The sequence below is a fragment of the Octadecabacter ascidiaceicola genome (assembly GCF_900185015.1).
GTDB lineage: Bacteria > Pseudomonadota > Alphaproteobacteria > Rhodobacterales > Rhodobacteraceae > Octadecabacter > Octadecabacter ascidiaceicola.
In genome coordinates, this window is the sequence record NZ_FXYD01000001.1 from 1 (window position 1) to 23,190 (window position 23,190).

Consider the following 23,190-nt stretch of genomic DNA (forward strand, 5'->3'; position numbering starts at 1 on the left):
CCGCAAACTAGCGAAGATCTTTCCTGCACCGCAGCAAGCGTGCAAAGCCTGATCAGAAAGGCGCTCGCGCTGTGTTGAGAATCGTACTTTCTGCGCTCGCAACACATTGTTTTTCAACAGAATCGACTGAGAGCGGACTTTCATCTCTTAATCCGCGCCGCACGGCCACCACGCCGTTTGGTGATTAGCTTGGTGCGGTTGGGGAGGTCTTCCATCACGGCCTTGCGCGCATCGCCAGACAGGCTGGACCATGCACCAATTTCATCGATTGAGCGCAAACAGCCCGTACAGAGGCGCGTTTCAGGATGGATTACGCAGATCTTTATGCAGGGGCTTTCGATCTCGTCACGTTTCCAGATGTCGTCTGTCATGATGCGCTGCGCAGGTGGCCGAGGCGGTCAAGCAGGCCTTGGAGGATGATGCCAGCGGCGACGTTGTCGATGCGCTCGGCGCGGCGTTTGCGCGACAGGTCAGCCTCAAGCATGGCGCGATCTGCGGCAACCGATGACAGGCGTTCGTCCCAGTAGGTGATCGGCAGTTCGGTTAGGCGGGTGAGGTTGCGGGCAAAGGCACGGGTGGATTGGGCGCGCGGTCCTTCAGAACCGTCCATATTGCGTGGCAGGCCAAGGACGATGCCCGCTACGTTGCGGTGCGCGGTGATTTCAAACAGGCGGGTCGCATCTGCCTGAAACTTGGTGCGTTTGATAGTTTCGAGGGGCGAAGCAATGGTCAGCATCGCATCCGACACAGCCACGCCGATGGTCTTGGTCCCAAGATCAAGACCAGCAAGGGGCGCGTAGCTGGGGAGGGCGTCAGCGAATTCTGTGACGTCTTCAAAGATCATTCGATCAGGCCCGCCTCTTGGGCGGCGCGACGTACGATTTGCACAGCTTGGATGTCGGCCCCGAAAATAGTCTCGGCCTCATTTAGAACGGTTAACGCGGTGTCGTTTTCACCCAAGACTGCGAGCGAGGAAATTAGGCGTGCCCAGTCTTGTGGTGGGCCGCCCTCAGATGCGAGGCGGTCTGCCAATTGGCCAACCATGCCTTGGATCATTTGCTGGCGTTCTTCGGGGGTCATGTCTTCGGCGGCTTCGAGGTCTGCGTTGGATGGGCCGCGTTGCTCGGGCAGGGCGTAATCCATCCCCAATTGTGCGGCGACGTCAGAAATCTGGCCGGCAGCGAAGTCCCAATACATGGTATCCTTTTCGCCGTTCTCGACCACGTTGCGCCAGAAGTTAAAGGCGCGATCCGGGCGGTCGTTTTGCGCATAGAGCAAGCCCGCATAATAAAGCGCAGGCGTGCTTTCAGGGTTGTTTTGCAGGATGCGTACTGTGATCGTTTCAGCCTCTGGTGAGACATAGCCTTGCGTGCCGATCACGAGGAAATCAAGCAGGCGCACGTAGTCGGCCTCAGTTACGGCATCCCCTAAAAGGGCGATGGTGCGTTCTTGTGCGCGTGCGGCGCGTTGCATGTTTCCGACGCTGGCTTCCACTTGGGCAAGGTAGGCCCAAGCCTGCACTTCTTCCGCACGCTCAAACGCGGCGGCGCGAAGGGCTTGCAGAATTTCGGCAGTTTCAGGTTCGGCAAGCGAAATGGAGTCAAATTCGGGACTCTCGGCCTCTTTTTCCAGTTGGGAAGGGCGGTTGGCACGGCGTTCTTCAGCGATTGCAATCCTCGTCGCGCGTGGAACGTCGCCGTAACCAGCCGCACCAAGTTCCCAGTAAAGTCCGCCAGCACCGGCGATGAGGGCGGCGGCGAGAGCCAATGCAACTGCGTGACTAACGCGTTGTGGGGCACGGGTTGCGGCGGCGCGGGCGTTGGAATCGGCTGTGAGCAAGCGACGCGACACTTCGGTGCGGGTGCGCTCGGCCTCGGCTTCGTCCAGCACACCGCGTGCAAGGTCGCGGTCCACTTCCAACAATTGGTCGCGGTAAATGTCGATGTCGGTATCTTCGGCAGCCTCATCCGAGGGGCCGCGCCAAAGCGGGACTAGTATTGCACCAACCGCCAGCACAGCAAGTACAACGCAAGTTAGCCCGAAGATGATAAATTCACTGTTCATGCCGCAAGATGTAGTCGTTTGCCGCGTCCGAAAAAAGAGACAATCGCGTGAAGTGTTGCGGCCAAAGGGCGCGTGTCGCAAACTGATGTCTTTATGCCGCTGGGAGTATCCTCTTTTTTCCCATACGGCCCAGAAGAAATAGAGATGATTCACTGTCGAGGGGACAGACATGCGCCGCTTTTCCGCTTTTGCCATTGCCCGTGAAGCCACACGTTACCATTCAGGATGGGAACGCCATTGGCGCAGCCCAACGCCCAAGAAGAAGTACGACGCCATTATCGTTGGGGCAGGCGGGCATGGTCTGGCGACGGCGTGGCACTTGGGCAAGCATTACGGCATCACCAATGTGGCGATCATCGAAAAGGGCTGGCTTGGCGGCGGCAACACGGGGCGCAACACGACCATCATTCGCTCCAACTACCTGCAAGACCCGTCCGCGGCGATCTATGAGAAGTCCCGCAGCCTGTATGAGACGATGTCGCAGGACTTGAATTACAACGTCATGTTCTCCCCGCGTGGTGTGATCATGCTGGCCCAGACCCATCATGAGGTCCGTGGCTATCAGCGGACGGCACATGCCAATGCGCTGCAGGGCGTCACAACGGAATGGATTACGCCCGCGCGGGTGAAGGAACTCTGCCCGATCATGAATATTGAAGGGCCGCGTTATCCGGTCTTGGGTGGTCTATGGCAGGCACGCGGCGGCACGGCGCGTCACGATGCGGTGGCTTGGGGCTACGCGCGGGCCTGTTCTGATATGGGCATGGATATTATCCAGCAATGCGAAGTTACAAACGTACGCACAGAGGGTGGCAAGGTCGTCGGTGTCGATACGACTAAGGGCGCGATAGATTGTGACAAGTTGGGGATGGTCGTTGCGGGGCACGCGTCGCATCTGGCGGATATGGCGGGATTCCGTTTGCCGATGGAATCTGTGGCGTTGCAGGCGCTGGTGTCTGAGCCGATCAAACCCTGCATGGATATCGTCGTGATGGCCAACACGGTGCACGGCTATCTGTCCCAGTCCGATAAAGGCGAAATGGTCATCGGTGGCGGCACAGACGGGTTCAACAACTACACCCAGCGCGGGTCGTTTCATCATGTTGAGGAAACGGTTCGTGCGCTGAACGAGACTTTCCCGATCCTGTCGCGCCTGAAGATGCTGCGTCAGTGGGGCGGTATTGTGGATGTGACAGGGGATCGATCCCCGATCCTGTCCAAGACACCGATTGAGGGTGTGTTCGTGAACTGCGGCTGGGGCACGGGGGGCTTTAAGGCCATTCCGGGGTCGGGCTTTGCAATGGCAGAACTGATGGCGAAAGGCGCGTCACCGCTGACGGATGAGTTCAGCATGTATCGCTTCCGTGAAGGGAAGTTCATTGATGAGAGCGTTGCGGCGGGGGTGGCGCATTGATGTTTGTTTCTGAGGTATACTCATGGACCTCCCATCAGGAAACCATCTGCAATGCGCATCGCGATGTGCTTGATAAAGCGGATCGGGGCGGGCCCCTTAAAGAGTGTATCGGGGTTGGTTCGTTCGTCGTGTCGCCAATCAATAAGGAAAATAATAAGGAAAGCCGTGATCACGGCTGTGACAATAGTGAGAGTCCAAGACATGGCGTTTCCTTCGTGAAGGTTTTGCGGTGATGCTAATAACCGCCAGTGAAATTCCCGCGTCCCGCGTTTTCAGCGGACTCCTTAGCAGGGGCATCGGCGTCCAGTCCGCGACTGGGCGCATTAGGAAGATGTTCGCGCTGAGTGCTGGCCTGCGCGATGCGGCGGCTTCGAACGACCAAAAGAATGACCCACGCTACGAGAAGCAGCAGGGCCAGCGGGATCATGATTTGATTTGCTGTCATGTCATCAACTTAAGAACGAATAGTGTTCGGTTCAATCCTACGTTGAATGGCGCGGGCGCGGCTGGGCCGTCCTCGGGTGGGCTTTCGTTGTCTGTTGTGACCGAGGGGCTTGATCCGTCGTTGAATGCCTGTGCGGCATCTGATGCGCAATCGGCCCTCCCGGGGGGGAGGTCGGGCCGGGCGCGTTCGCGCCGGAGTGCAACATTGACCAATTTGGCAGATTCAAGCCGACGTAACCAAGGGCGACGGGCCACCTCTCGCCCAAACGCTCCGGCGTTTTCCGCTCATATTCCAAGCTTCGCGAATCCTGCCAGTTTGTCCTCACCTAAACAGGAGGACTTGAAATGGCTGACTACGACTTCTCGAAACCTGCGCCCGACCGGTCGCACCGTATCCCGCACGACACGGGGTCGGGCACGGGGGGCTTGGGGCTTATCCTCGTCGGCACCGTCATTGTGCTCGTCGTGCTTTACGCCGTCTTCGGGGGCGCTGCCGTGCCGCTTGAACAAGACCCAAGCGCCGTTGCGCCCGCTACTGAAACGGCACCCGCGCCTACAGAATAAAGTACACCACTCACGGTTAAGTCTTACAGGGCGGGGCGCAAACCCCGCCCCTAAGCCCGTGCGTTGCCTGAATTTGCCCCTTCACTTTGAACTTGGGGGCAGCACTGCCTCCGCTACGGAGGTCCGCCCATGCTGATCCTTGAATGCCCGTATTGTGGCGTGAACGCCGATGAAACCGAACTGCACGCAGGGGGCGAAGCGCACCTGAAGCGGTTTGGGCCTGAGGCGTCTGATGAAGAGTTTGAAGGCTATCTGTTCGTGCGCGAAAATCCCAAAGGCGTGCATCTGGAACGCTGGCAGCATCGCTATGGCTGCGGCAAGTGGTTTCACGCGGCCCGTTGCACGACAACGCTAGAGGTGTTCGGTACATATCCGGCACAAACACTCGCGCCACCAAAAGAACTGGTCGCAAAGATTAAAGAGAAGCGCCCCGATTGGACATGGCGTGAATTCGGGGGGGCATCGACATGAGCACACGTCTGAGCAATGCAGGGCGGCTGATCAACCGTGACAAGCCGATGAGCTTTACGTTTAACGGTAAGACCATGCAGGGGTTTGAGGGCGACACCTTAGCGTCTGCGCTGATCGCCAATGACCAGATGCTGGTGGGGCGTTCGTTTAAGTACCACCGCCCGCGCGGGATTGTGGCGTCTGGCGCTGAGGAACCAAACGGCTTGGTGAACCTCGGCAAGGACGGGCATTTTGAGCCCAATCAACGGGTCACGACGCAGGAAGTGTTCGACGGGCTTGAGGCGAGTTCACAGAACCACTGGCCGAGCCTTGAGTTTGATGTGGGGGCCGTGAACGCCAAGCTGGGGCGTTTCATGCCCGCTGGGTTCTACTACAAAATGTTCATCCATCCGCGCCCTTTGTGGAAGCATGTCTATGAGCCGATCATTCGCCATGCTGCGGGCTTGGGTAAAGCGCCCAAAGACCGAGACGCAGACATCTACGAACATTTCTATGCCCATGTGGACGTTATGGTCGTTGGCGGTGGTATCGCGGGCCTGTCTGCAGCTTTGGCTGCTGGCCGTGCCGGTGCGCGTGTTCTATTGGTTGAACAGACGGCCCATTGGGGTGGCCGCGCCCCTGTTGATGGTGCGCAGGTTGACGGGTTGGATGCGGATGCTTGGGTGAAGGACGCCCTGCAAACACTTGAATCTATGTCGAATGTCACGGTGGTTGCGCGTTGTATGGGCGCGGGCGTTTATGACCACGGTTATGCCTTGGCCTATGAGCGTCTGACCGATCATCTGAGCGACAAAAACGGCCCGCGCCACCGGCTGTGGCGCGTTCGTGCGAAGCAAATCGTCACGGCAACTGGCGCGATTGAGCGCCCGCTGTCATTTGCTGGAAATGACATTCCTGGTGTGATGTTGGCGTCCGCGGTGCGTGATTATGTGGTGAATTTCGGGGCGTCGGTTGGCGACCGCACGGTTGTTGTGACCAACAACGATGACGCGTACCGCACCGCGATAGCGATGGTGAATGCAGGGTTGGACGTTCCAGCGATCATTGATGCGCGTGCGTCGGCTGGTCCCTTGGCGGAAGAGGCGGAGGCGCTGGGCATTCGCGTGCTGCATGGCAAGGGCATTTCTAAGGTCAAAGGCGGCAAACAGGTCGCTGGTGTTGAGGTTTGCGCGCAGGCCGGAGAAGGCGGTGTGCTGGAAGAGATCGCTTGCGATGCGGTTGCCATGTCTGGTGGCTGGTCGCCCGTAGTGCATCTGTGGTCCCATTGCGGCGGTAAACTGATCTGGGACGAGGCGCAAAGCCATTTCCGCCCTGATCCTGCGCGCCCACCTTTGGGTGCTGACGGCAACGGGTTTGTTGCCACCGCGGGGATCGCCCATGGTGCCATGACCACCCGCGACTGCCTTTTGAGCGGCCATGACGCGGGCGCGCAGGCAGCGGCACTTGCAGGGGCGGCTGGCAAGGCTGGCAAAGCCCCGAAAGGCGACGCACCTGATGAGGCGCAGATGGAGGCCGTTTGGATGATGCCGCAGGGCGCGGGATATAAGCTGCGCTCAAAAATGTGGCTGGATTATCAGAACGACGTGAAAGTGTCTGACGTTCAACTGGCCGCGCAGGAAGGCTATGAAAGTGTTGAACACACCAAACGCTACACCACTTTGGGGATGGCAACAGATCAGGGTAAGTTGAGTAATATCAACGGGCTGGCGGTCCTTTCTAATGCGTTGGGTCAACCAATTCCGGCAACGGGCACGACAACGTTCCGCCCGCCTTATACGCCGATTTCACTGGGCTCTATTGGTGGTGAAGCCAGTGGCGAGCTGTTCCAGCCCCTGCGCAAAACGCCGATCCATGAATGGAATGATGCGAATGGTGCATACTGGGAACCTGTCGGCCAATGGCGCCGCGTTTATACCTATCAGCGCGACGGAGAGAGCATTGAGGACGCGGTGAACCGCGAGGTGAAGAACACCCGCGAGAACCTTGGGCTGCTGGATGCATCAACGCTGGGTAAGCTCGTGGTGTCCGGCCCCGATGCGGGCAAGTTCCTTGATATGATGTACACCAACATGATGTCCAATCTGGCAGTCGGTAAATGCCGCTACGGTTTGATGTGCGGTGAGCAGGGCTTCCTCTCGGATGACGGCGTGGTTGCACGCATTGCTGAGGATCGCTGGCTCTGCCACACGACCACGGGCGGCGCGGACAGCATTCATGCGCATATGGAAGAATGGTTGCAAACCGAATGGTGGGACTGGGACGTCTATGTCGCCAATATCACTGAGCAATACGCCCAGATCGCGGTTGTTGGCCCAAATGCCCGCAAGTTGTTGGAAAAGCTTGGTGGAATGGACGTCTCGGCAGAGGCCTTGCCGTTCATGCAATGGCGCGATGGCATGATTGGCGGGTTTGACTGCCGCGCCTATCGCATCTCATTCTCTGGTGAGCTGTCCTATGAAATCGCGGTGAAGGCCAGCGAGGGTGAGGCGTTCTGGAAGACCCTGTATGAGGCGGGGCAGGAGTTCGGGTTGATGCCTTATGGCACCGAAGGCCTGCACGTGCTGCGTGCAGAGAAGGGCTTTATCATGATCGGGGATGAAACCGATGGCACGGTCATCCCGCAGGATCTGGGGCTGAACTGGGCGATTTCCAAGAAGAAAGAAGACTTCTTGGGCAAACGCGGCCAGCTGCGCAGCCATATGGTCGACCCTAATCGCTGGAAACTGGTCGGGTTGGAAACAACCGACCGTTCTGTGATCCCAGATGGCGCCTATGCCGTGGCAGATGGCGAAAACGCCAATGGCCAGCGCAACACGCAGGGCCGCATTACGTCGACATATTATTCCGCCAACTTGGGTCGCGGCATCGCGATGGGGTTGGTGAAAGACGGGCCAGATCGTATGGGCGAGTTCATTACCTTCCCGAAAACTGATGGGACTTCGGTAACGGCCAAGATTGTGGATCCGGTTTTCTATGACCCAGCAGGGGAGAAACAGAATGTCTGATATGGCAGTGATAACACGCGCGGACGCACGCGGTATGATCACCCTGCGCGGTGATCTGGGCAGTGCAAAGATGAAGAAGGCGGTCAAAGCTGCCACAGATCAGGCGATACCGACGTCTGGGCAGTTCTTGGGGAATGGCGACAAAGGCGTCGCATGGATGTCCCCGGATGAGTTGCTGCTGATCGTGCCTTATGACGGCGTTGCGCAGGCGATTGAGGTGTTGGAACAGGCCCTCGTTAAGACGCATTTCCTTGCGGTGGATGTGTCGGACGCGCGGGCGACGTTTACGGTTTCTGGCGATGGTACGCGGGATGTCTTGGCGCGGCTTTGTCCTGTTGATCTGCATCCCGACAGCTTTGGCACGGGGCAGGTGCGGCGCACACGTTTGGCACAGATCGCAGCTGCGTTCTGGATGCATGATGCTGGGTTTGACGTAGTCTGTTTCCGATCTGTTGCGGATTACGCCGAAGGCGTTCTGACACGCGCGGCAACCACGGGCGAGAAGACCGGCTTTTTCGCCTAAAGGTATGTGTACCTTACAACAATCCACCCTGATCGCGGGGCATATAGTGTTGAATTAGCCTCAACACGTCGTTAACCAGAAGGCTTGCCTTGATCTGAATTTTGGGAATTGAGATAACATCAAAAAAACCCTTGAGGAGATCTCGGTGCGGCCTTTTTACGAACAGTATCACTATGATCGCCGACCACGTTCCTTGGTCGGTGATACACGGACAAAAGAATTTGTTTCGGATTTCTTGGAATGGTTGGCTGAATCCACGGAACAAACGCCGCACGTCGTATCTGGAAAAACGCACCACACTGCCTTTAGCGCGTTAAATCCAAACAATCTATTGAAACGGTCCCGCCGTGGTATCAATGGGTTCTTTCAAGCCACCGGAGTTTGGCCGGGGTTCGTCGAACCCAGAACATTTGGCGCCACGAATATCTTGCATTCCCTGTTGATGCCTTTTCCGAAAAAAAGCCCAGCAGACAAGCTGTTGGTCCCTGAATTTATTCCGAAAGAGTATCGAGATCGCGTAAAGGCGGCGACAGTTGTTGGCGTCTGGTCATCCCATGAAGATATTTCTTTCGATGGGATCAAACCCGGGAAATACTTTTTCAAATCAAATGACGGAAGTGACCAGAACATCCCATTGACGTTGCCTTGTTCAGATGAAGAACTGGCGCATGTGAAAGCTAAAGCCAAGAGCTGGCTTGAAACCATCTACGGTCAGAATTCTTGTCAGTGGTGGTACGCCTTTATTGACAGCAAAGTTTTCCTAGAAAAAGACCTGCGTCAGGAAGGCGAAGACGTTCCTATTGTCGATTTCCGGTTTCATGTTGTGAATGGCACGCCGGTTCTTTTGCAAATGGACACTGAGGGCGGCGAAGGCGTCAGGAATAACCCTGTGTACGATAAGAACTTGAACTATCTTCCGTACGACTTCCTTCGATCAAACACCCACGAAGAACCGCTGCCGAGTAACGCGCAATTCGCACAAGAAGTGGCGACGAAAATCGGGAAGGCACATCAATACTGCCGTGTTGATTTGTATCTGAAAGGGGAGGAGGTTTTTCTAGGTGAAATGACGTTCTTGCCAAATTCCGGTCGTCGCCGCACCCGTGCGCCTGAAATTGACGAACTCTTTTCAGATCACTGGAAAGAAGAGCCACCCAGAGTTGTGCGGGTAGAATAATCCAATGCGAATTACATCAATCACGCCGATGAAGGATGAAGCTCCGTTCATACTTGAATGGTACGCGTATCACAGCTTAATTGGCGTGAATGATTTCCTTGTGTTTTCAAATGACTGCACTGACGGCACGGATCAGATGCTTGAACGTCTGGACGAGCTGGGCAAGCTTCGCCATTTCACCAACCCATCCGTTTACTCAAATAATGTTCATCACCATTGGCAGGCGACAAAGTACATCAACACCTTTGCGCGGCTGAAGCGGTCCGATTGGGTCACAAGCTTTGATGTGGACGAGTTCATCTGCGTTAATGTTGGGGACGGCACGTTGCACGATCTGTTTGAGGCCGTGGACGGGGCGAATGTCATCACGTTTAATCAACTGAATTTCGGTTCGAGCGGGCTGGATGCATATGAAGACCGTCTGCTGATTGATCAGTTTGAATACGCTTGGGCGTATGAGGGCGAATATCACAAAGGCATTTCGCGCCGCGGAACCAAGTCACTGACCCATAAATCCGCCAAGGCCAATTACTTTGCGAACCATTCGCCAAAGGTTCACGAGAAAGACTTGGCAAGTATTAAATACGTCAATGGCTGCGGCAAACCGCTTGATCCATCACGGTTGTTGAAGGACGTGAAACTGCTTGAAGCGCCGGATTTCGGCTATGATCTGGTGCAGCTGAACCACTACGTTATCAAATCCGCGGAAAGCTTTCTGGTCCAAGCGGATCGAGGCAATGCCAATCATGCGGACCGCAGCGCAGACTTTAAGTATTGGCGCCGCTACAACAACAACGACGTGCATGACACGCGCATTCAGCGATGGTCAGAACGGGTGCAGGATGCGGTTGCAGATCTGTGCAAGGACCCAGAGCTGAACGACCTACATCAACGGGCCGTGGAAATTCACCAAAATCGCCTTGTTGAGTTGAAGCAAGACGAAAACGTGCGCGCGTTGTATGATCGTATCCGCAAACAGCAACGCAATAATCCAGGGCTTACGGGCTAGGCTTTCACCTTAACGGGGCAGTCTTTCACCCATTTCTTATCGTCCTCATACCCGAGGCTGATAAGCGCATCGCCGTACTCATCCGCATAGATTTCCGCCAAGTCGCGCGGCATTTGTGTTTTCCACTGCGCGACGGATCCTGAGGTAATGTGGCGCGCATGCTGTCTGCCAAGCTCGGCTGCTTCGTTCACGCCACCAAACAGGCTGTTTTCCCAATAGGTCTGCACGGCTTTGTCGATATCGAGCCCCTCAATCGCGAATTCTTCGAGTATCTCGCGAATTTTCACACAGTCGACATCAACAATCAGGTCTTCGTATCGTACGTCGCCGATGGCGTTGCCGCTGTAATCCCACGCCAACATTTCTTTTACCGTCTCGGCATGTTTGTTGCGCATTTCGAACTGCCAACGTTCGAGGTCATTGGGCAGGGCGTTCAGGTGATCTTGGTAGTTTTTCCCGCCCAGATCGTCGCGCGGGTCAGCTAAGAACTTCTCGCGGCCAAGCGGAGCTTTGCGGTGATAGCGCATGCCAGACAGCAGCACATCGCGCGGGTCACGGATCATGTGAATGAATCGGGCATGGGGCAGGGCGTGCAGTTCTTTGGGAAAGCTGCTTTCCCAATTTACAATAATCTGCGGGCCTGTTTTTACCGCAAAACTGATCTTGTCCGGCCTATGGCACTGCATCAGGGGGATGCCTTGCTCGTTCTTGATCCCGTGCAAGACACGCCGTAGCCACACGGTGCCCGTCTTATGGTGCGTTCCAACACATAAGAACCGCGCAGGACCGTCTTCAGCCGGATTTAGCGCTTTTTTTTTGCGTCCTTTGGTTTTGCGAAGTGCCCAGTGTCGATGAACGCGCGAAAATCCGGGTCCTCTAGCTGGTAATCCAGCACACGCTGCGAGCAATCCGCACAAGCGCGGGTCAGTGCGGCAAGGTCGTCGTCTTTCATCCATTCATCAAGGATAGGGCGAATTCCATCCGTGCAGATCGTCGTGTCTTCACAGGTGTTGATGTCGTATTTATCCCAATACTCCATGTCGATACGGTCTTTGTTCTTAGAGTTCGCGGTGCCGCGCAGACGTTTGAGCAGAAAGTCCTCACGCGACTTAATCGCGTAGTGGTTTACCTGTGCAAACTCGTTGGTGACGTTCTCACTGTTCCCACGCCAACCTTTTTCAAGGTACTGATCGCCCATAGGTTTGCCCGCTGCATTGGTCCATTTGACCATACCTGGTACAATTTCAGTGCTCTTTTGAAACCTTGGACGGTGTACGGCGAAGTAGCCGAATTTGTTTGGGCGGAAGAGAGTTTTGAAGCCCCAAACAAGGCCGTTTTCAGGGTTATCAAAGCTGGAACCATGCGTGTAGCGCTCTGTTACCAACTCATCGGACATTTTGGATTGGCCTTGGCTGCCCATCAAACGCCAGTTGATCGAAATAGCATCAGGTGAGCCGCAGGCATCAATAAGTGCATCAATGGAACGGTCCCCAACATGGATGTTGAGGAACTCATCAGCGTCAACAATCAGCACCCAATCCGCCGACTTAACCCAGTCAATTTGGTTGGCGCGCGAATAGGCGCGCCGCTGTGGGTCCATTTTGGGACCAAGAGGGTTGTCGAAATGCTTTACGACGCCCATCTGTTCCAACCGGTTCAGGATCAGGTTGGTTCCATCCGTGCAATCATTTGAAAAGATACAGAAATCCGTGATGCCAATGGACTTATGATAGGCCAGCCATTCCAACAGGTAGGGGCCTTCATTCTTCATTGTGGACACAAGGACTTTGCGGCCCGCGTCAGGTGCTTTGGCCATTATTTTCCTGCTTTCAATTTTGAGCCCTTTGCGGGCTTTCGGGAGTTTTTTTTTGAGACAGCTGCGATGAGGGCATCAGCGGAAGCGGTTGCTTCTTCGCGGCTCGTACGTGCGTTTGCGTCATCTTCGCTTTCTTTGGTCGCTTCAGGAACCGCGTCGCCTTTGGCCTGAGCAATCAGGTTACTGCGGCTCGCGCCTTTGGAGGCCGTGCGAAGGGACGTTATGAATTCACGGATATCATCATCCGCAACGCCGGCTTCCTTAAGGCGGGTCACTTCTGCTTGTGCTGATTTGGGCAAGTGCTGTGTGAAAATGACGGACTCTTTAAGGTTGTCGACATCAATCGATGAGGCTTCTTTCAGCTCGGACAACCAATGATCATATTCGCCGTTATCGCGCAGCATTTTCACGCGGCCTGCATGATATTCTAGGGCTTCATCTTGCAGCTGGCGCATTTGTGGATCGCTCAGGATCTCATCCACGCTTTCGCGCACGGCAGGGATATGGCGATCAATGGACCCTGGCTTGGCTTCGTTGCGGTCAAAATAGGCGAAATAGGCGGCGTTATATTTGTCCTCTTTGTTGTTCACGTTGCCGCGGACACGGCGCAGCAAATAGGCCTCATAGCTTTTGACGGCGTAGTGGTTCATTTCCGCAAGCTCGTATCCGATTGTCGGCCGCGTTGAGCGCCAGCCTGACAGGGAAAATTCCTCGGGCAAAGGTTTGCCAGAGCCGTTGAGCCATAGTTGATCCAGCAACGCCTTGGCGTTTTCGGGGCGGTGGTTCAGTTTGCGGATCGAGGGGCGGTGAATGCCCAGCTTGATGTCCGCATATGGCTTGAACATCGTCTTGACGCCCCAGCCTTTGCGAAACCCGTCTTCTGCGGAACGGTTGTAGTTTTCGATCACGAGGCCGGGGTTCCAGTCTGTGACGCCGGATGAGCCAAAGAAACGCCACGTGATCGCCATCGCCTGTGCATCGGGGTCCATCTTTTCCAGCAAGTCGTTGATCTTACCGTCACCGGTTTTCACAGTGAGGAATTCATCGGCATCCATCACCAAAACCCACTCGCTAAGCATCACCTCAGGGTTTCGGCCAGCCAAAGACAGCGCGTTCATCTGCGGGCGCTTGCCTTCGGGAACGTCATTGCGGAAGTGTTGGACATGGCCCAATTCCTGCAACCGCATCAACATTTTGTCGGTGCCGTCGTTACAGTTGTTGGTGTAAACGCAGATATTATCGAAGCCGATATGCTTGTGGTAGGCGACCCATTCGACAAGCGAATGGCCTTCGTCCTTCATCATCGACAGAATTGTGGTGCGGTATTTGGGGGCCGCGGTTTCCGGATTGACCTTAGCGTTCAGTTTGGGCGACTTGTCTTTGGCTTTTTGTTCTGGGGTGGGGCGGTTGTCACCGCGCTGCGTTGGTCGCGCTGCGTCAAAGACTTCAGCAGCACGCTCATCATCGTCTGCTTTGATGCCAACAGAACTCGCCACCATTTTGGCGATTTGCCCGTCTGGAATTCCGTTCGCCTGCATTTCTTTGATCTTTTCTTGCCAAACCTTGGGGAGGTGTTGGGTAAATAAAACTTCATCCAAACCGGTGATCTCAACCGCGCTGGCCTTCTTTAACTCAACCAGCCATGGGTCATATTCACCAAGGCTGCGCAGGCGCTCAACACGGCCTGCATGGAATTCTAAGGCCTTATCCTGTAGGTCACGCATGATCGGATCTTTTAGGATTTCTGCAATTGTCGCATGGAGCGCTTTGCTGTGGCGCTGCACGTTCAGATGTTCTTCTTCGTTGCGGTCAAAAATTGCAAAGTAGCCTGCGTTATATTTATCTTCTTTGTTATTTACGTTCCCGCGCAGGCGGCGCAGCAAATAGGCTTCGTAGCTTTTGACCGCGTAGTGGTTCAACTCAATCAGCCCATAGCCCAACGTGCGTCCCGTTGAACGCCAGCCTTTCTGTTGAAAACTTTCAGGCATGGGTTGGCCGGACCCGTTGACCCAATGCTTCAAGATATCTGCGTCTTCGCCCAACTGTTCGATCTTGCCGGGTTTGTTGGTAGGGCGGTGAATGCCGAATTTGATGTGCTCACGCGGCTTGAACATGGACTTAACGCCCCAGCCTTTGCGGAACCTGTCTGGTGCGCCCCTCGTGTAGGTTTCCGTCACGAGCCCCGGGTTCCACGGCGTCACTTCGGAAGATCCGAAAAACCGCCAAGTGATCGCCAAAGCATCTGTTTGAGGGGGGAGGCGGTCCATCACGTCCGAAATCATGCCATCGCCGCATTTGATCGAAACAAATTCATCGGCATCCATTGTAAGGACCCAATCGGAATCCGTAATCTCGGGATTGTCAGCCGCCAAGGCCAAGGCGTTTGGCTGGGGCTTTTTGCCCTCAGGAACGTCGTTGCGGAAATGCTGAACCCAGCCGAGTTCTTGCAAACGGATAAGCATCTCATCCGTGCCGTCGCCGCAGTTGTTGGTGTAAACGCAGATGTTATCGAAGCCGATATGCTTGTGATAGGCGACCCATTCGACAAGCGAATGGCCTTCGTCCTTCATCATCGACAAGATTGTATACTGGTGTTTGGCCATTAAATGCGGCCCAGCTGTGCGTCGTTCACGTTTAACCTGCTTTTATTTCGCGTTTTTGCGCGGTTGCCGGTTGATCCGGCCTTACCGCACCATAACGACCTGAGGCTCCAAGTCCACTGTTGCAAATGGGGAAACAATGCAGAATGCGATCATTTTGATGCAAAGCGACTTGACCTTGGGTGCCTGAAGGCTTTGTTACGTGTTAGACAGATGCAAATCCAACAATGAGGTACACCCATGGCTTTTGAACTTCCTGATCTTCCATATGCCCACGACGCGCTTGCAGCACACGGTATGTCCGCTGAAACAATGGAATACCACCACGACCTGCACCACAACGCATATGTCACCAACGGCAACAAGCTGATTGAGGGCACTGAGTGGGCTGATAAATCCCTCGAAGAGATCATCGTCGGCACTTACGATGCATCCGCAACAGCGCAGAACGGCATCTTCAACAACATCTCCCAGCTTTGGAACCACAACCAGTTCTGGGAAATGATGGGCCCGAATTCCGGCGCGATGCCATCCGAGCTTGAAGCCGCCATCAAAGAGAGCTTCGGTTCCGTTGACGAGTTCAAATCCCAGTTCTCCGCAGCAGGCGCAGGCCAGTTCGGGTCCGGTTGGGCATGGCTCGTGAAGAACGCTGACGGTTCCTTGGCCGTGACCAAGACAGAAAACGGCGTGAACCCACTGTGCTTTGGCCAAACAGCGCTGCTTGGCTGCGACGTATGGGAGCATTCCTACTACATCGACTTCCGCAACGCGCGTCCGAAGTACCTCACAAACTTCCTCGACAACCTTGTGAACTGGGAAAACGTCGCATCCCGCATGTGATCTAACCCACCCGATTCTGTTTTAAGGCGCCCCCGATTTGGGGGCGCCTTTTTTGTTTCAGACTATATATGGTTGAGTTTTGCTAAAACTTTACAGGCCTTGGTTGTGTTTGGTTTACTCTACGTCAATCGGGGCACTGCTAAGTTTCCTAGTCCCGCTTGTAGGGGAAGTATTGTGAAGAATTTTGTAAGGGCATTTGCCCTATTTTTGCTGTCGGCTTGTGGATTTGTTCAGGACGAATTGTATCAATCAGGTGGGTTTGTCGGAGCAAGGGCCAACAGTTTTTTACCTGCTCAAACACCGCAACAGCGGTTTGATCGCTATATGATTATTGCAATGATTCTTGCACCAGCGGCCTTGGAAACGGCTGTAGATGAAGAAGAAGCTGCCGCAACTATAAGGCGCGTAAATGCAATGTACGCGTCCTTGGCTGAATTGCGCAGGTCCTTGTATTGCGGTGACGGTGTTGGTTCGATGAACAACGTCCCAGTGCCGCCAGGCGGATACGCGGTGGTTTGTGATTCACAGCAAACTGACGACCCAGCTGAAGCATGGGGAGATATTGGAGACGAGCTACGCTCCAACGGCTACCAGTTCGAGCAATTGGAGAACGCAGTTCAGCAAGACTTGTTTTTTGTCGCGCGCTCGGTCGTTGTTAACTTGGAACTCAATACAGAGGCAGAGGATCTGCTGCGCTTGAACGCATGGACGCTCGCTCGGCTTTGGAGGAAAGTTGAAGACCTGCTTCCGATGTTCAGAGAGACTGCAGCGCGGTTCAGGGGGGGCGTCATTTTATATGCTGATATTTCGCAAGCAACTTGCGATACTGAACGTGCTGAGTGTCTTAGGCTACAAGGATTTATGAGGCAGAAGTTCAGGGGGCTCGCGCGCGAGGACGGATTTGTCCCTGACCCAAATTTGCCAGAGCGGGATGTCCAGCGGATGCTTGAACTAGCCAAGCGGGTCTTCGATGGATCCCAGTGGCGGTTGAGCGATCCTCAATATATCGCGATTATTCAGCAAATTGATCAGTCTTGTGAGGTGGCCTACCATCGACAACTGGGACCCGAGGCAGCTGCAAATGCTGGGTCAAATCCTCATTGTGGTTTCGGAATTCGCGCACCCGACGGAGTAGCGTGGAAGCAAGCGCCGTCCGAAGCGAGAAGCGACCTGATCCGGGCTCTGCGAGATAGCCCATTCCCGGAACCAGTATTGGCAACGCCTATTCCGGGCGAGAATAGTTCTGACGCGGAACTGACTGGTAACGAGCCCGGTTCTCCAAAACAATGAGCCGTTGCGGACTAAATTTAATTAGCGGCTTCAAGCGCTGAGTGAAGTTCGTCAACTGTGGTCACAATATCCAAATACTTTCCTAGGCTCTCGTCCGCAAAGCCTTGTGTGATGATCTGATCCAAAAGCGCCAGCAGCGGGTCCCAGTAGCCGTTGGTGTTGAGCAGGAACACAGGTTTGTCGTGCAGGCCGAGTTGTCGCCATGTAAGGGCTTCGAACAGTTCGTCTAGGGAGCCGGCGCCGCCGGGCAAGACGACAACCGCTTGGGCGTTCATCAGCATGACCTTTTTGCGCTCATGCATGGTTTCGGTGACGATGAAGGTGGTTAGGTCCGTTTTGCCGACTTCCCAATCGATCAAGTGCTGCGGGATAACGCCGAAGGTGTCGCCACCGCCGGTTTGGGCCGCCCGCGCCACGCGCCCCATCAGCCCGACATCGCCCGCGCCATAAACCAAACGCCAGCCATTCGCGGCCAGCATCGCGCCGCAATCAGTTGCCGCTTGGGCATAGGCAGGGTCTGCGCCGTCACGGGAACCGCAGTAAACGCAGACGGAAAAGCTGGGGGAGGTCATGTTGTGGTCCAATCATTGGTTTTGACCCGTGATAGTCCGGTTGCTACAGTCTGCCAACTGTTGGGGAGCAAAACGTGCAGACGAAATATCTATTGACCGGCGGAGGGGCTGTCGTTGCTGTGGCGATTGCCTCGGCGATTTATTTTCGGCTGTTGCCGCAGGACATCGCGGTAGCACCAGATACGGTAAGCGAGCAAGTGGTTGAGGATATTGCTGTCGACAATCAACCTGCTGAAAGTATTGAAGACGTTGCGCCGGTTGTTGTGCCTGATGCGGTCGCACCGCTTTTGTTGACCGATATGCGGTTTGAGCCTGACGGGGGCTTTGTGGTCTTTGGTACAGGGGAGCCGAACGTTCCAATTGCAGTGATGATCGACGGCGTTGAAGTGGAACGCGTTTTCGCTGGGGCAGATGGCGCGTTTTCGTTTGTGGGATTTGTTGGCCACTCTGACAGCCCGCGCACGTTGACCGCCATAAGTGACCCTGACGGGGACGCATTGGATGCGGATCGGATGTTTGTTTTGGCGGCCAATCCTGCACCGGTTGTCGTTGCGGCAGTGGAAGACGTCGTTCCAGAGGGCGGTGATCCTATAGATAATGCAGGGGAAACGGAAGAGGCTGAAGTCGTGGAAGACCCGCAAGCGCCTATCGAACCGGAAATTGCCATTACAACGGCTCCCGCCAGCCCATCAACACCAGCGATCATCGCGATTACGCCGGATGGTGTGGATGTTGTCCAAGCGCCGGTCGCTGCAGATATTCCACCTGAAGTGATGTCCAATGTCGCCCTTGATACGATCACTTATGATCTAGAGGGCGATGTTATCTTGCAAGGTCGCGCCATTGGTGACGGTGGTTACGTGCAGGTTTACGTCAATAATGCGCCCGTTAGCCGACTGCCTGTGGATTCGAACGGTGATTGGCGTGGGGATTTGCCGGATGTGGATACGGGTGTTTACACGCTACGGATTGATGAAGTGGACGATCAGGGCGACGTTGTAAGCCGAATTGAAACTCCATTCCTGCGCGAAGATCCTGCCGATGTGATCGAAGCGATGGCTGAAGATGTGGCTAACCCCGAATTTACCGTTGCGACGCGCACCGTTCAGCCGGGTGCTACGCTTTGGGCGATTGCGGAGGAACGCTATGGGTCCGGTATTTTGTATTTCAAAGTGTTCGAAGCCAACCGTGACCGTATCCGCGATCCTGACCTGATTTACCCGGGGCAGGTGTTTATGGTGCCTGAGGCCGACGAGGGCTCCAATTGAGCGGCTTGTGCGGGCTTTCAAAACTGGCGCTTGATTGGCACTTAAGCGGGCAAGGTGCTGTGCTTGCGACGGTCGTTGAAACATGGGGCTCTGCGCCACGGCCAGCGGGCAGCCAGCTGGCAATACGCGCGGATGGACGTATGGAGGGCTCCGTTTCTGGCGGCTGCGTTGAAGGCGCGGTGATCGTTGAGGCGCTTGAGGCATTGGATGACGGCAAACAGCGACTTTTGGAGTTCGGCGTTAGCGACGATGAGGCCTTTGCTGTCGGTTTGGCCTGTGGTGGGCGCATTAAAATACTGGTGGAACCTGTCGGCGGGACGATGCCCGTTGATATTCTAACGCAATTGGTTGCCAAGCGAGAATCTGGCGAATCCGTTGGATATGTTGCTGACCTGAACGGCGAAGCGCGGTCGTTGGTGGGCGCTGATGCCTATCCAGACCGGTTTCGGTTGGATCGTTCTGGCGTGGAAGGGGACGGGCAGACCTTCGTGGCCGTTCATAACCCGCCTTTGCGGATGATCATTATCGGTGGGGTGCATATTGCCCAGCATCTGGCACCCATGGCACGGGCCTGTGGATACGACGTCACTTTGGTTGATCCGCGGGCAAGTTTTGCGTCCCCCGCGCGGTTTCCTGATGTCACGATTGTTGAGGACTGGCCGGATGCGGCGCTGGACGAACTGGGGCTAGATGCGCGTACCGCTGTCGTGACCCTAACCCATGACCCGAAATTGGATGACCCCGCGATCATGACCGCGCTGCGTTCGGATGTATTCTACCTTGGCTGCCTCGGGTCCACGCGCACCCATGCGAAACGGATGGCGCGGTTGAGGGATGCCGGATTTGGCGACGAGATCAAGCGGATCAACGCACCCGTTGGTTTGGATATTGGTGGGCGCTCGGTTGCAGAAATCGCCGTCAGCATCATCGCGCAGGTGACGCAAGCGTTGCGTCAAGGGTAGGGTGCTAACTGCCGGCCTTCAAACGAAAAAGCGCCACACAAATCTGTGCGGCGCTCTAAGATCAATATGTCGCGAGCGACTTATTTCTGCGGCAACGGCCCGATGATCATGACCATCTGGCGACCTTCCATCTTTGGGAAGTTCTCGATCTTGCCGTGCTCTTTGGTGTCTTCTGCGACACGTTCCAACAGCTCGCGTCCAAGGTTCTGGTGTGCCATTTCACGACCACGGAAACGCAATGTCACTTTTACCTTGTCGCCATTCGCCAAAAACTTGAACACGTTACGCATTTTGACGTCGTAGTCATTGGTGTCCGTGTTCGGGCGGAACTTGACCTCTTTGATCTCGATGATCTTTTGCTTCTTGCGGGCTTCGGCTTCGCGCTTTTGGGTCTCATACTTGAACTTGCCGAAATCCATGATCTTACACACGGGAGGCGTGGCGTTCGGAGAGATTTCAACCAGATCGAGGCCAGCGTCATCTGCCATTTGCATGGCGCGCTCGGGCGTTACTACGCCGGCGTTTTCGCCATCCGCCCCAATGAGACGGATTTCGGATGCGCGAATGCGTTCATTTACGCGGGGGCCGGTGTCGCGCTGTGGTGGCGCGTTATGAGGTCTGCGGGCTATTGGACTTTTCCTTAAATTGTTTGTCGTTCAGGGGCGGAACGTAAACCTGCGCGAGGCGCACTTCAAGGCGCAAATCGCGAATTCCTGAATGAGTGAAACGGGGAAGAACACCTGTCGCTTCCCGCTTTTCTTTGCGTGTGCAGCATGACATACGTCCGCCCGAGGTCCAGTTGGGGGCCATGTATTTTAAAGGACGAGACACATGAGAGGCACGATTGCAATTATCGTTATCGCAGTACTTGGTTACTTTGGTTACCAGTGGGGCGCTAACGGCAAGAACCCGATGGAAGTTTTCACAGGCGCAGCTGAAATGGCTGGCGACGCCGCTGACGGCGCTGCTGACATGGCAGGCGACGTTGTAGAAGGCGCCACAGACATGGCGTCTGATGCGGCTGACGCAGTTGCAGATACTGCCGAAGGCGCTGTTGAAGCGGTCACAGAGGCTGCTGAAGATGCTGTTGAAACAGCAGGTGACGCGGTTGAGAGTGCTGTTGACGCTGTAGAAGACGCCGCCGAAGGCGCTGTTGAAGCTGCGTCTGACGCGGTTGAAGGTGCTGCAGATGCAGTTGAAGGTGCAGTAGAGGGCGCGACAGACGAAGCTGCTGAAACTGCCGCTGCCGCCGAAGAAGAAGCTGCCACCGCTGCCGCTGCTGCTGAAGAAGAGGCCGCTGCTGCTGCCGCTGCAGCCGAAGAAGAAGCTGCCGCCGCCGCTGCTGCCGCTGAAGAAGAAGCCGCTGCTGCCGCCGCTGCTGCAGAAGAAGCTGCCGCTGCTGAAGCTGCCGCTGCCGAAGAAGCTGCTGCCGCCGCTGCCGAGGAAGCCGCCGCCGCTGAAGCTGCTGCAGAAGAAGCCGCAGCCGCTGAAGCCGCTGCTGCCGAAGAAGCTGCTGCTGCTGCAACTGAGGGCGCTGCGGACATCGCAACACTTCTGACACCTGAAGGTTTTGACGCTGCACAGGTTCTGGAACTGGTTCAGTCTTCCGACCTTGGCGCGATTGCTAAGACACAGCTGGCTGCACAGATTGCAGAAGCTGCGGCTGACCCATCCAAGCTGACAGACGTTCTGGCTGCGATCAAAACAGCGCTTGGCATGTAAGCCAATCGGCATACCAAACGAAAAGGGCCGCTCAATCGAGCGGCCCTTTTTGCATTCAGTAACAGTTGTTTAGTCTAGGAAGGCTTTCTCAACCACGTAGTGTTGAGGGTTCGAATTCGCACCCTCAACTAAGCCGTAGTCCTCAAACATTTCTTTGAGCTCAAGGTTGAACGCCAAGTTGCCGCAAATCATCGCGCGGTCGCTTTCAGGGTTCAGCGGCGGCACGCCAAGGTCTTCGAATGCTTCACCAGAGCGCATGAGGTCCGTGATGCGACCCATTTTCGGGCTCTCTTCGCGGGTGGTGGTCGGGTAGTATTTGATCTTCTTCCAGAAGCCTTCGCCGATGACTTCGTTCAACAACTCGTCATCTTTGAGCGCTTCAATCAGATCACGACCATAAGTCAGCTCACCGACTTCGCGGCAGGTGTGGGTGATGATGATCTCGTCGTAGTCTTCATAGGTCTGTGGTTCGCGCAGCAGGCTGGCGAATGGCGCAAAGCCAGTGCCGGTGGCAAAGAACCAGATGCGCTTGCCGGGGATCAGCGCGTCATGCACCAAAGTGCCAACCGGTTTCGGGCGCAAGATGACTTCATCGCCAACTTTGATGTGTTGCAATTTGGATGTCAGTGGGCCGTCTTGCACTTTGATGGAATAGAATTCCAATTCTTCGTCCCAGCTCGGGGAGGCGATGGAATAGGCGCGCAACAGCGGCTTTACCTTGCCCGTTTCGGGGTTCGGATCTCCCATCAGGCCGATCATCACAAATTCACCTGAACGGAACCGCATGGATACCGGACGGGTCATTTTGAAGCTGAACAGGCGGTCAGTGTAGTGCTTTACCTCTGTCACTTTCTGCGCATCGGGCAGGGCGGGGACGGCTTTGGTCGCTAAGGATGTATCGGTCACGGGTGTCATTTCTGTCATGTGTCTATGGCGCGGGTGTACACCCACGCCCCTCTGTTACGCTTTGATCTATGTCAGTGAAAGGGGGAGCGTTGTCGCGCGGGGATTAACCGCGCAAACGTGCTTGATAATTGTGGGCTTTCCAGTCCGCACGGGCCAGCCATTGGGCTTGCGGTTGGCGCGTGGCGAGGTCATCCGAAATCTCAACCTCGTCAAAGCCAGAGCGGCGCGCCATTGCGTATTGGTCCGCAATCACATGGCCACGGGCACGCAGGCGCCCCGTGAACCCCATGCGGCGCAGCTGCGCGGCAATCGTGAAACCGCGGCCATCTGCGAAGGATGGGAAATCTACGCGGATCATGTCGATCTTTTCCAGGCTGTCCGCCAGATCAGACGGTTCAGCATCCGAGGCAAGATCCACCGCCAGCGCACCGCAATCATTGGCCGCGATATCAGCAAAAGCGACCCATCCGGTTTGCCAGTTGTCAGTGCTAAATCCTATGTCCGTTACGATCACACTCATTTTTTCGTCCTTTTCTGGCGCAA

At 55.5% G+C, this 23,190-nt stretch carries 24 protein-coding genes; 12 read left to right on the forward strand and 12 right to left on the reverse strand.

Features of this window, described 5'->3' with window-relative positions; all coding sequences use genetic code 11:
- Positions 1-140: 140 nt before the first annotated feature.
- The 3 genes from OCA8868_RS00005 to ccmI are packed head-to-tail and all read right to left on the reverse strand — an operon-like array spanning position 141 to position 2,064.
- Positions 141-371: a DUF1289 domain-containing protein gene (locus tag OCA8868_RS00005; RefSeq protein WP_093994526.1), complete on the reverse strand. Its 231-nt coding sequence runs from the start codon at positions 369-371 to the stop codon at positions 141-143.
- Positions 368-844 carry a Holliday junction resolvase RuvX gene (gene ruvX, locus OCA8868_RS00010; protein ID WP_093994527.1) on the reverse strand — a complete coding sequence of 159 codons (477 nt, stop codon included), beginning with the start codon at positions 842-844 and terminating at the stop codon, positions 368-370. Before ruvX ends, OCA8868_RS00005 begins: the two co-directional genes overlap by 4 nt.
- Complete coding sequence (ccmI, locus tag OCA8868_RS00015; RefSeq protein WP_245847951.1) at positions 841-2,064, reverse strand: c-type cytochrome biogenesis protein CcmI; 1,224 nt, start codon at positions 2,062-2,064, stop codon at positions 841-843. The genes ruvX and ccmI overlap by 4 nt, the downstream gene beginning before the upstream one ends.
- Before the next feature lie 169 nt (positions 2,065-2,233).
- Between ccmI and OCA8868_RS00020 the strand changes: the two genes are divergently transcribed.
- Positions 2,234-3,478, forward strand: coding sequence for a sarcosine oxidase subunit beta family protein (locus OCA8868_RS00020; RefSeq protein ID WP_093994528.1), 1,245 nt, complete (start codon positions 2,234-2,236; stop codon positions 3,476-3,478).
- Positions 3,479-3,498: 20 nt separating this feature from the next.
- Here OCA8868_RS00020 and OCA8868_RS00025 read toward each other — a convergent pair whose 3' ends face one another.
- Both OCA8868_RS00025 and OCA8868_RS00030 read right to left on the reverse strand, forming a co-directional pair.
- Complete coding sequence (locus tag OCA8868_RS00025) at positions 3,499-3,681, reverse strand: hypothetical protein (RefSeq protein ID WP_093994529.1); 183 nt, start codon at positions 3,679-3,681, stop codon at positions 3,499-3,501.
- A gap of 32 nt (positions 3,682-3,713) precedes the next feature.
- Positions 3,714-3,923 (reverse strand): hypothetical protein, encoded by a 210-nt coding sequence (locus OCA8868_RS00030; protein ID WP_093994530.1) that lies wholly within the window; start codon positions 3,921-3,923, stop codon positions 3,714-3,716.
- Between the two features lie 344 nt (positions 3,924-4,267).
- Between OCA8868_RS00030 and OCA8868_RS00035 the strand changes: the two genes are divergently transcribed.
- The 6 genes from OCA8868_RS00035 to OCA8868_RS00060 all read left to right on the forward strand — a co-directional run bounded on the left by OCA8868_RS00035 (position 4,268) and on the right by OCA8868_RS00060 (position 10,671).
- The gene (locus OCA8868_RS00035) at positions 4,268-4,486 is read left to right on the forward strand and encodes a hypothetical protein (protein ID WP_093994531.1); all 219 of its coding nucleotides are present in this window, start codon (positions 4,268-4,270) and stop codon (positions 4,484-4,486) included.
- Between the two features lie 129 nt (positions 4,487-4,615).
- The gene (locus OCA8868_RS00040; protein WP_093994532.1) at positions 4,616-4,957 is read left to right on the forward strand and encodes a sarcosine oxidase subunit delta; all 342 of its coding nucleotides are present in this window, start codon (positions 4,616-4,618) and stop codon (positions 4,955-4,957) included.
- The gene (locus OCA8868_RS00045; RefSeq protein WP_093994533.1) at positions 4,954-7,962 is read left to right on the forward strand and encodes a sarcosine oxidase subunit alpha family protein; all 3,009 of its coding nucleotides are present in this window, start codon (positions 4,954-4,956) and stop codon (positions 7,960-7,962) included. Before OCA8868_RS00040 ends, OCA8868_RS00045 begins: the two co-directional genes overlap by 4 nt.
- The gene (locus OCA8868_RS00050; RefSeq protein WP_093994534.1) at positions 7,955-8,485 is read left to right on the forward strand and encodes a sarcosine oxidase subunit gamma; all 531 of its coding nucleotides are present in this window, start codon (positions 7,955-7,957) and stop codon (positions 8,483-8,485) included. Before OCA8868_RS00045 ends, OCA8868_RS00050 begins: the two co-directional genes overlap by 8 nt.
- Before the next feature lie 145 nt (positions 8,486-8,630).
- Entirely contained in the window at positions 8,631-9,662 is a 1,032-nt protein-coding gene (locus tag OCA8868_RS00055) for an ATP-grasp fold amidoligase family protein (RefSeq protein WP_143849457.1), read from the forward strand.
- A 4-nt stretch (positions 9,663-9,666) separates the two neighbouring features.
- Positions 9,667-10,671, forward strand: a complete 1,005-nt coding sequence (locus OCA8868_RS00060) for a glycosyltransferase family 2 protein (RefSeq protein WP_093994536.1) — start codon at positions 9,667-9,669, stop codon at positions 10,669-10,671.
- Here OCA8868_RS00060 and OCA8868_RS00065 read toward each other — a convergent pair.
- The 3 genes from OCA8868_RS00065 to OCA8868_RS16745 form a co-directional block, all read right to left on the reverse strand.
- Positions 10,668-11,411, reverse strand: coding sequence for a sulfotransferase (locus tag OCA8868_RS00065; RefSeq protein ID WP_143849459.1), 744 nt, complete (start codon positions 11,409-11,411; stop codon positions 10,668-10,670). The two genes, OCA8868_RS00060 and OCA8868_RS00065, sit on opposite strands and share 4 nt — an antisense overlap.
- Positions 11,412-11,473: 62 nt before the next feature.
- Positions 11,474-12,487 carry a glycosyltransferase family 2 protein gene (locus OCA8868_RS00070; RefSeq protein ID WP_093994538.1) on the reverse strand — a complete coding sequence of 338 codons (1,014 nt, stop codon included), beginning with the start codon at positions 12,485-12,487 and terminating at the stop codon, positions 11,474-11,476.
- Entirely contained in the window at positions 12,487-15,090 is a 2,604-nt protein-coding gene (locus OCA8868_RS16745) for a glycosyltransferase family 2 protein (protein WP_245847952.1), read from the reverse strand. The genes OCA8868_RS00070 and OCA8868_RS16745 overlap by 1 nt, the downstream gene beginning before the upstream one ends.
- A gap of 237 nt (positions 15,091-15,327) precedes the next feature.
- Between OCA8868_RS16745 and OCA8868_RS00085 the strand changes: the two genes are divergently transcribed.
- Together OCA8868_RS00085 and OCA8868_RS00090 are read left to right on the forward strand one after the other, a co-directional pair.
- Positions 15,328-15,927, forward strand: coding sequence for a superoxide dismutase (locus tag OCA8868_RS00085; protein ID WP_093994539.1), 600 nt, complete (start codon positions 15,328-15,330; stop codon positions 15,925-15,927).
- A gap of 174 nt (positions 15,928-16,101) precedes the next feature.
- Positions 16,102-17,217 (forward strand): hypothetical protein, encoded by a 1,116-nt coding sequence (locus OCA8868_RS00090; protein ID WP_143849462.1) that lies wholly within the window; start codon positions 16,102-16,104, stop codon positions 17,215-17,217.
- 17 nt (positions 17,218-17,234) lie between these two features.
- Here OCA8868_RS00090 and OCA8868_RS00095 read toward each other — a convergent pair whose 3' ends face one another.
- Positions 17,235-17,789 (reverse strand): LOG family protein, encoded by a 555-nt coding sequence (locus tag OCA8868_RS00095; protein ID WP_093994541.1) that lies wholly within the window; start codon positions 17,787-17,789, stop codon positions 17,235-17,237.
- A 74-nt stretch (positions 17,790-17,863) separates the two neighbouring features.
- Between OCA8868_RS00095 and OCA8868_RS00100 the strand changes: the two genes are divergently transcribed.
- On the forward strand, positions 17,864-19,057 hold the full coding sequence (locus tag OCA8868_RS00100) for a LysM peptidoglycan-binding domain-containing protein (protein ID WP_245847954.1): 1,194 nt from the start codon (positions 17,864-17,866) through the stop codon (positions 19,055-19,057).
- Entirely contained in the window at positions 19,054-20,019 is a 966-nt protein-coding gene (locus OCA8868_RS00105) for an XdhC family protein (protein WP_093994542.1), read from the forward strand. Before OCA8868_RS00100 ends, OCA8868_RS00105 begins: the two co-directional genes overlap by 4 nt.
- A gap of 80 nt (positions 20,020-20,099) precedes the next feature.
- Here the strand turns inward: OCA8868_RS00105 and infC are convergent, their stop codons facing one another.
- Positions 20,100-20,648, reverse strand: coding sequence for a translation initiation factor IF-3 (infC, locus tag OCA8868_RS00110; RefSeq protein WP_093994543.1), 549 nt, complete (start codon positions 20,646-20,648; stop codon positions 20,100-20,102).
- A 202-nt stretch (positions 20,649-20,850) separates the two neighbouring features.
- Between infC and OCA8868_RS16560 the strand changes: the two genes are divergently transcribed.
- Positions 20,851-21,741: a hypothetical protein gene (locus OCA8868_RS16560; RefSeq protein WP_179214735.1), complete on the forward strand. Its 891-nt coding sequence runs from the start codon at positions 20,851-20,853 to the stop codon at positions 21,739-21,741.
- A 69-nt stretch (positions 21,742-21,810) separates the two neighbouring features.
- Here OCA8868_RS16560 and OCA8868_RS00120 read toward each other — a convergent pair whose 3' ends face one another.
- Complete coding sequence (locus tag OCA8868_RS00120; protein WP_093994544.1) at positions 21,811-22,665, reverse strand: ferredoxin--NADP reductase; 855 nt, start codon at positions 22,663-22,665, stop codon at positions 21,811-21,813.
- An 85-nt stretch (positions 22,666-22,750) separates the two neighbouring features.
- Complete coding sequence (locus OCA8868_RS00125) at positions 22,751-23,167, reverse strand: DUF934 domain-containing protein (RefSeq protein WP_093994545.1); 417 nt, start codon at positions 23,165-23,167, stop codon at positions 22,751-22,753.
- Positions 23,168-23,190: the final 23 nt, after the last annotated feature.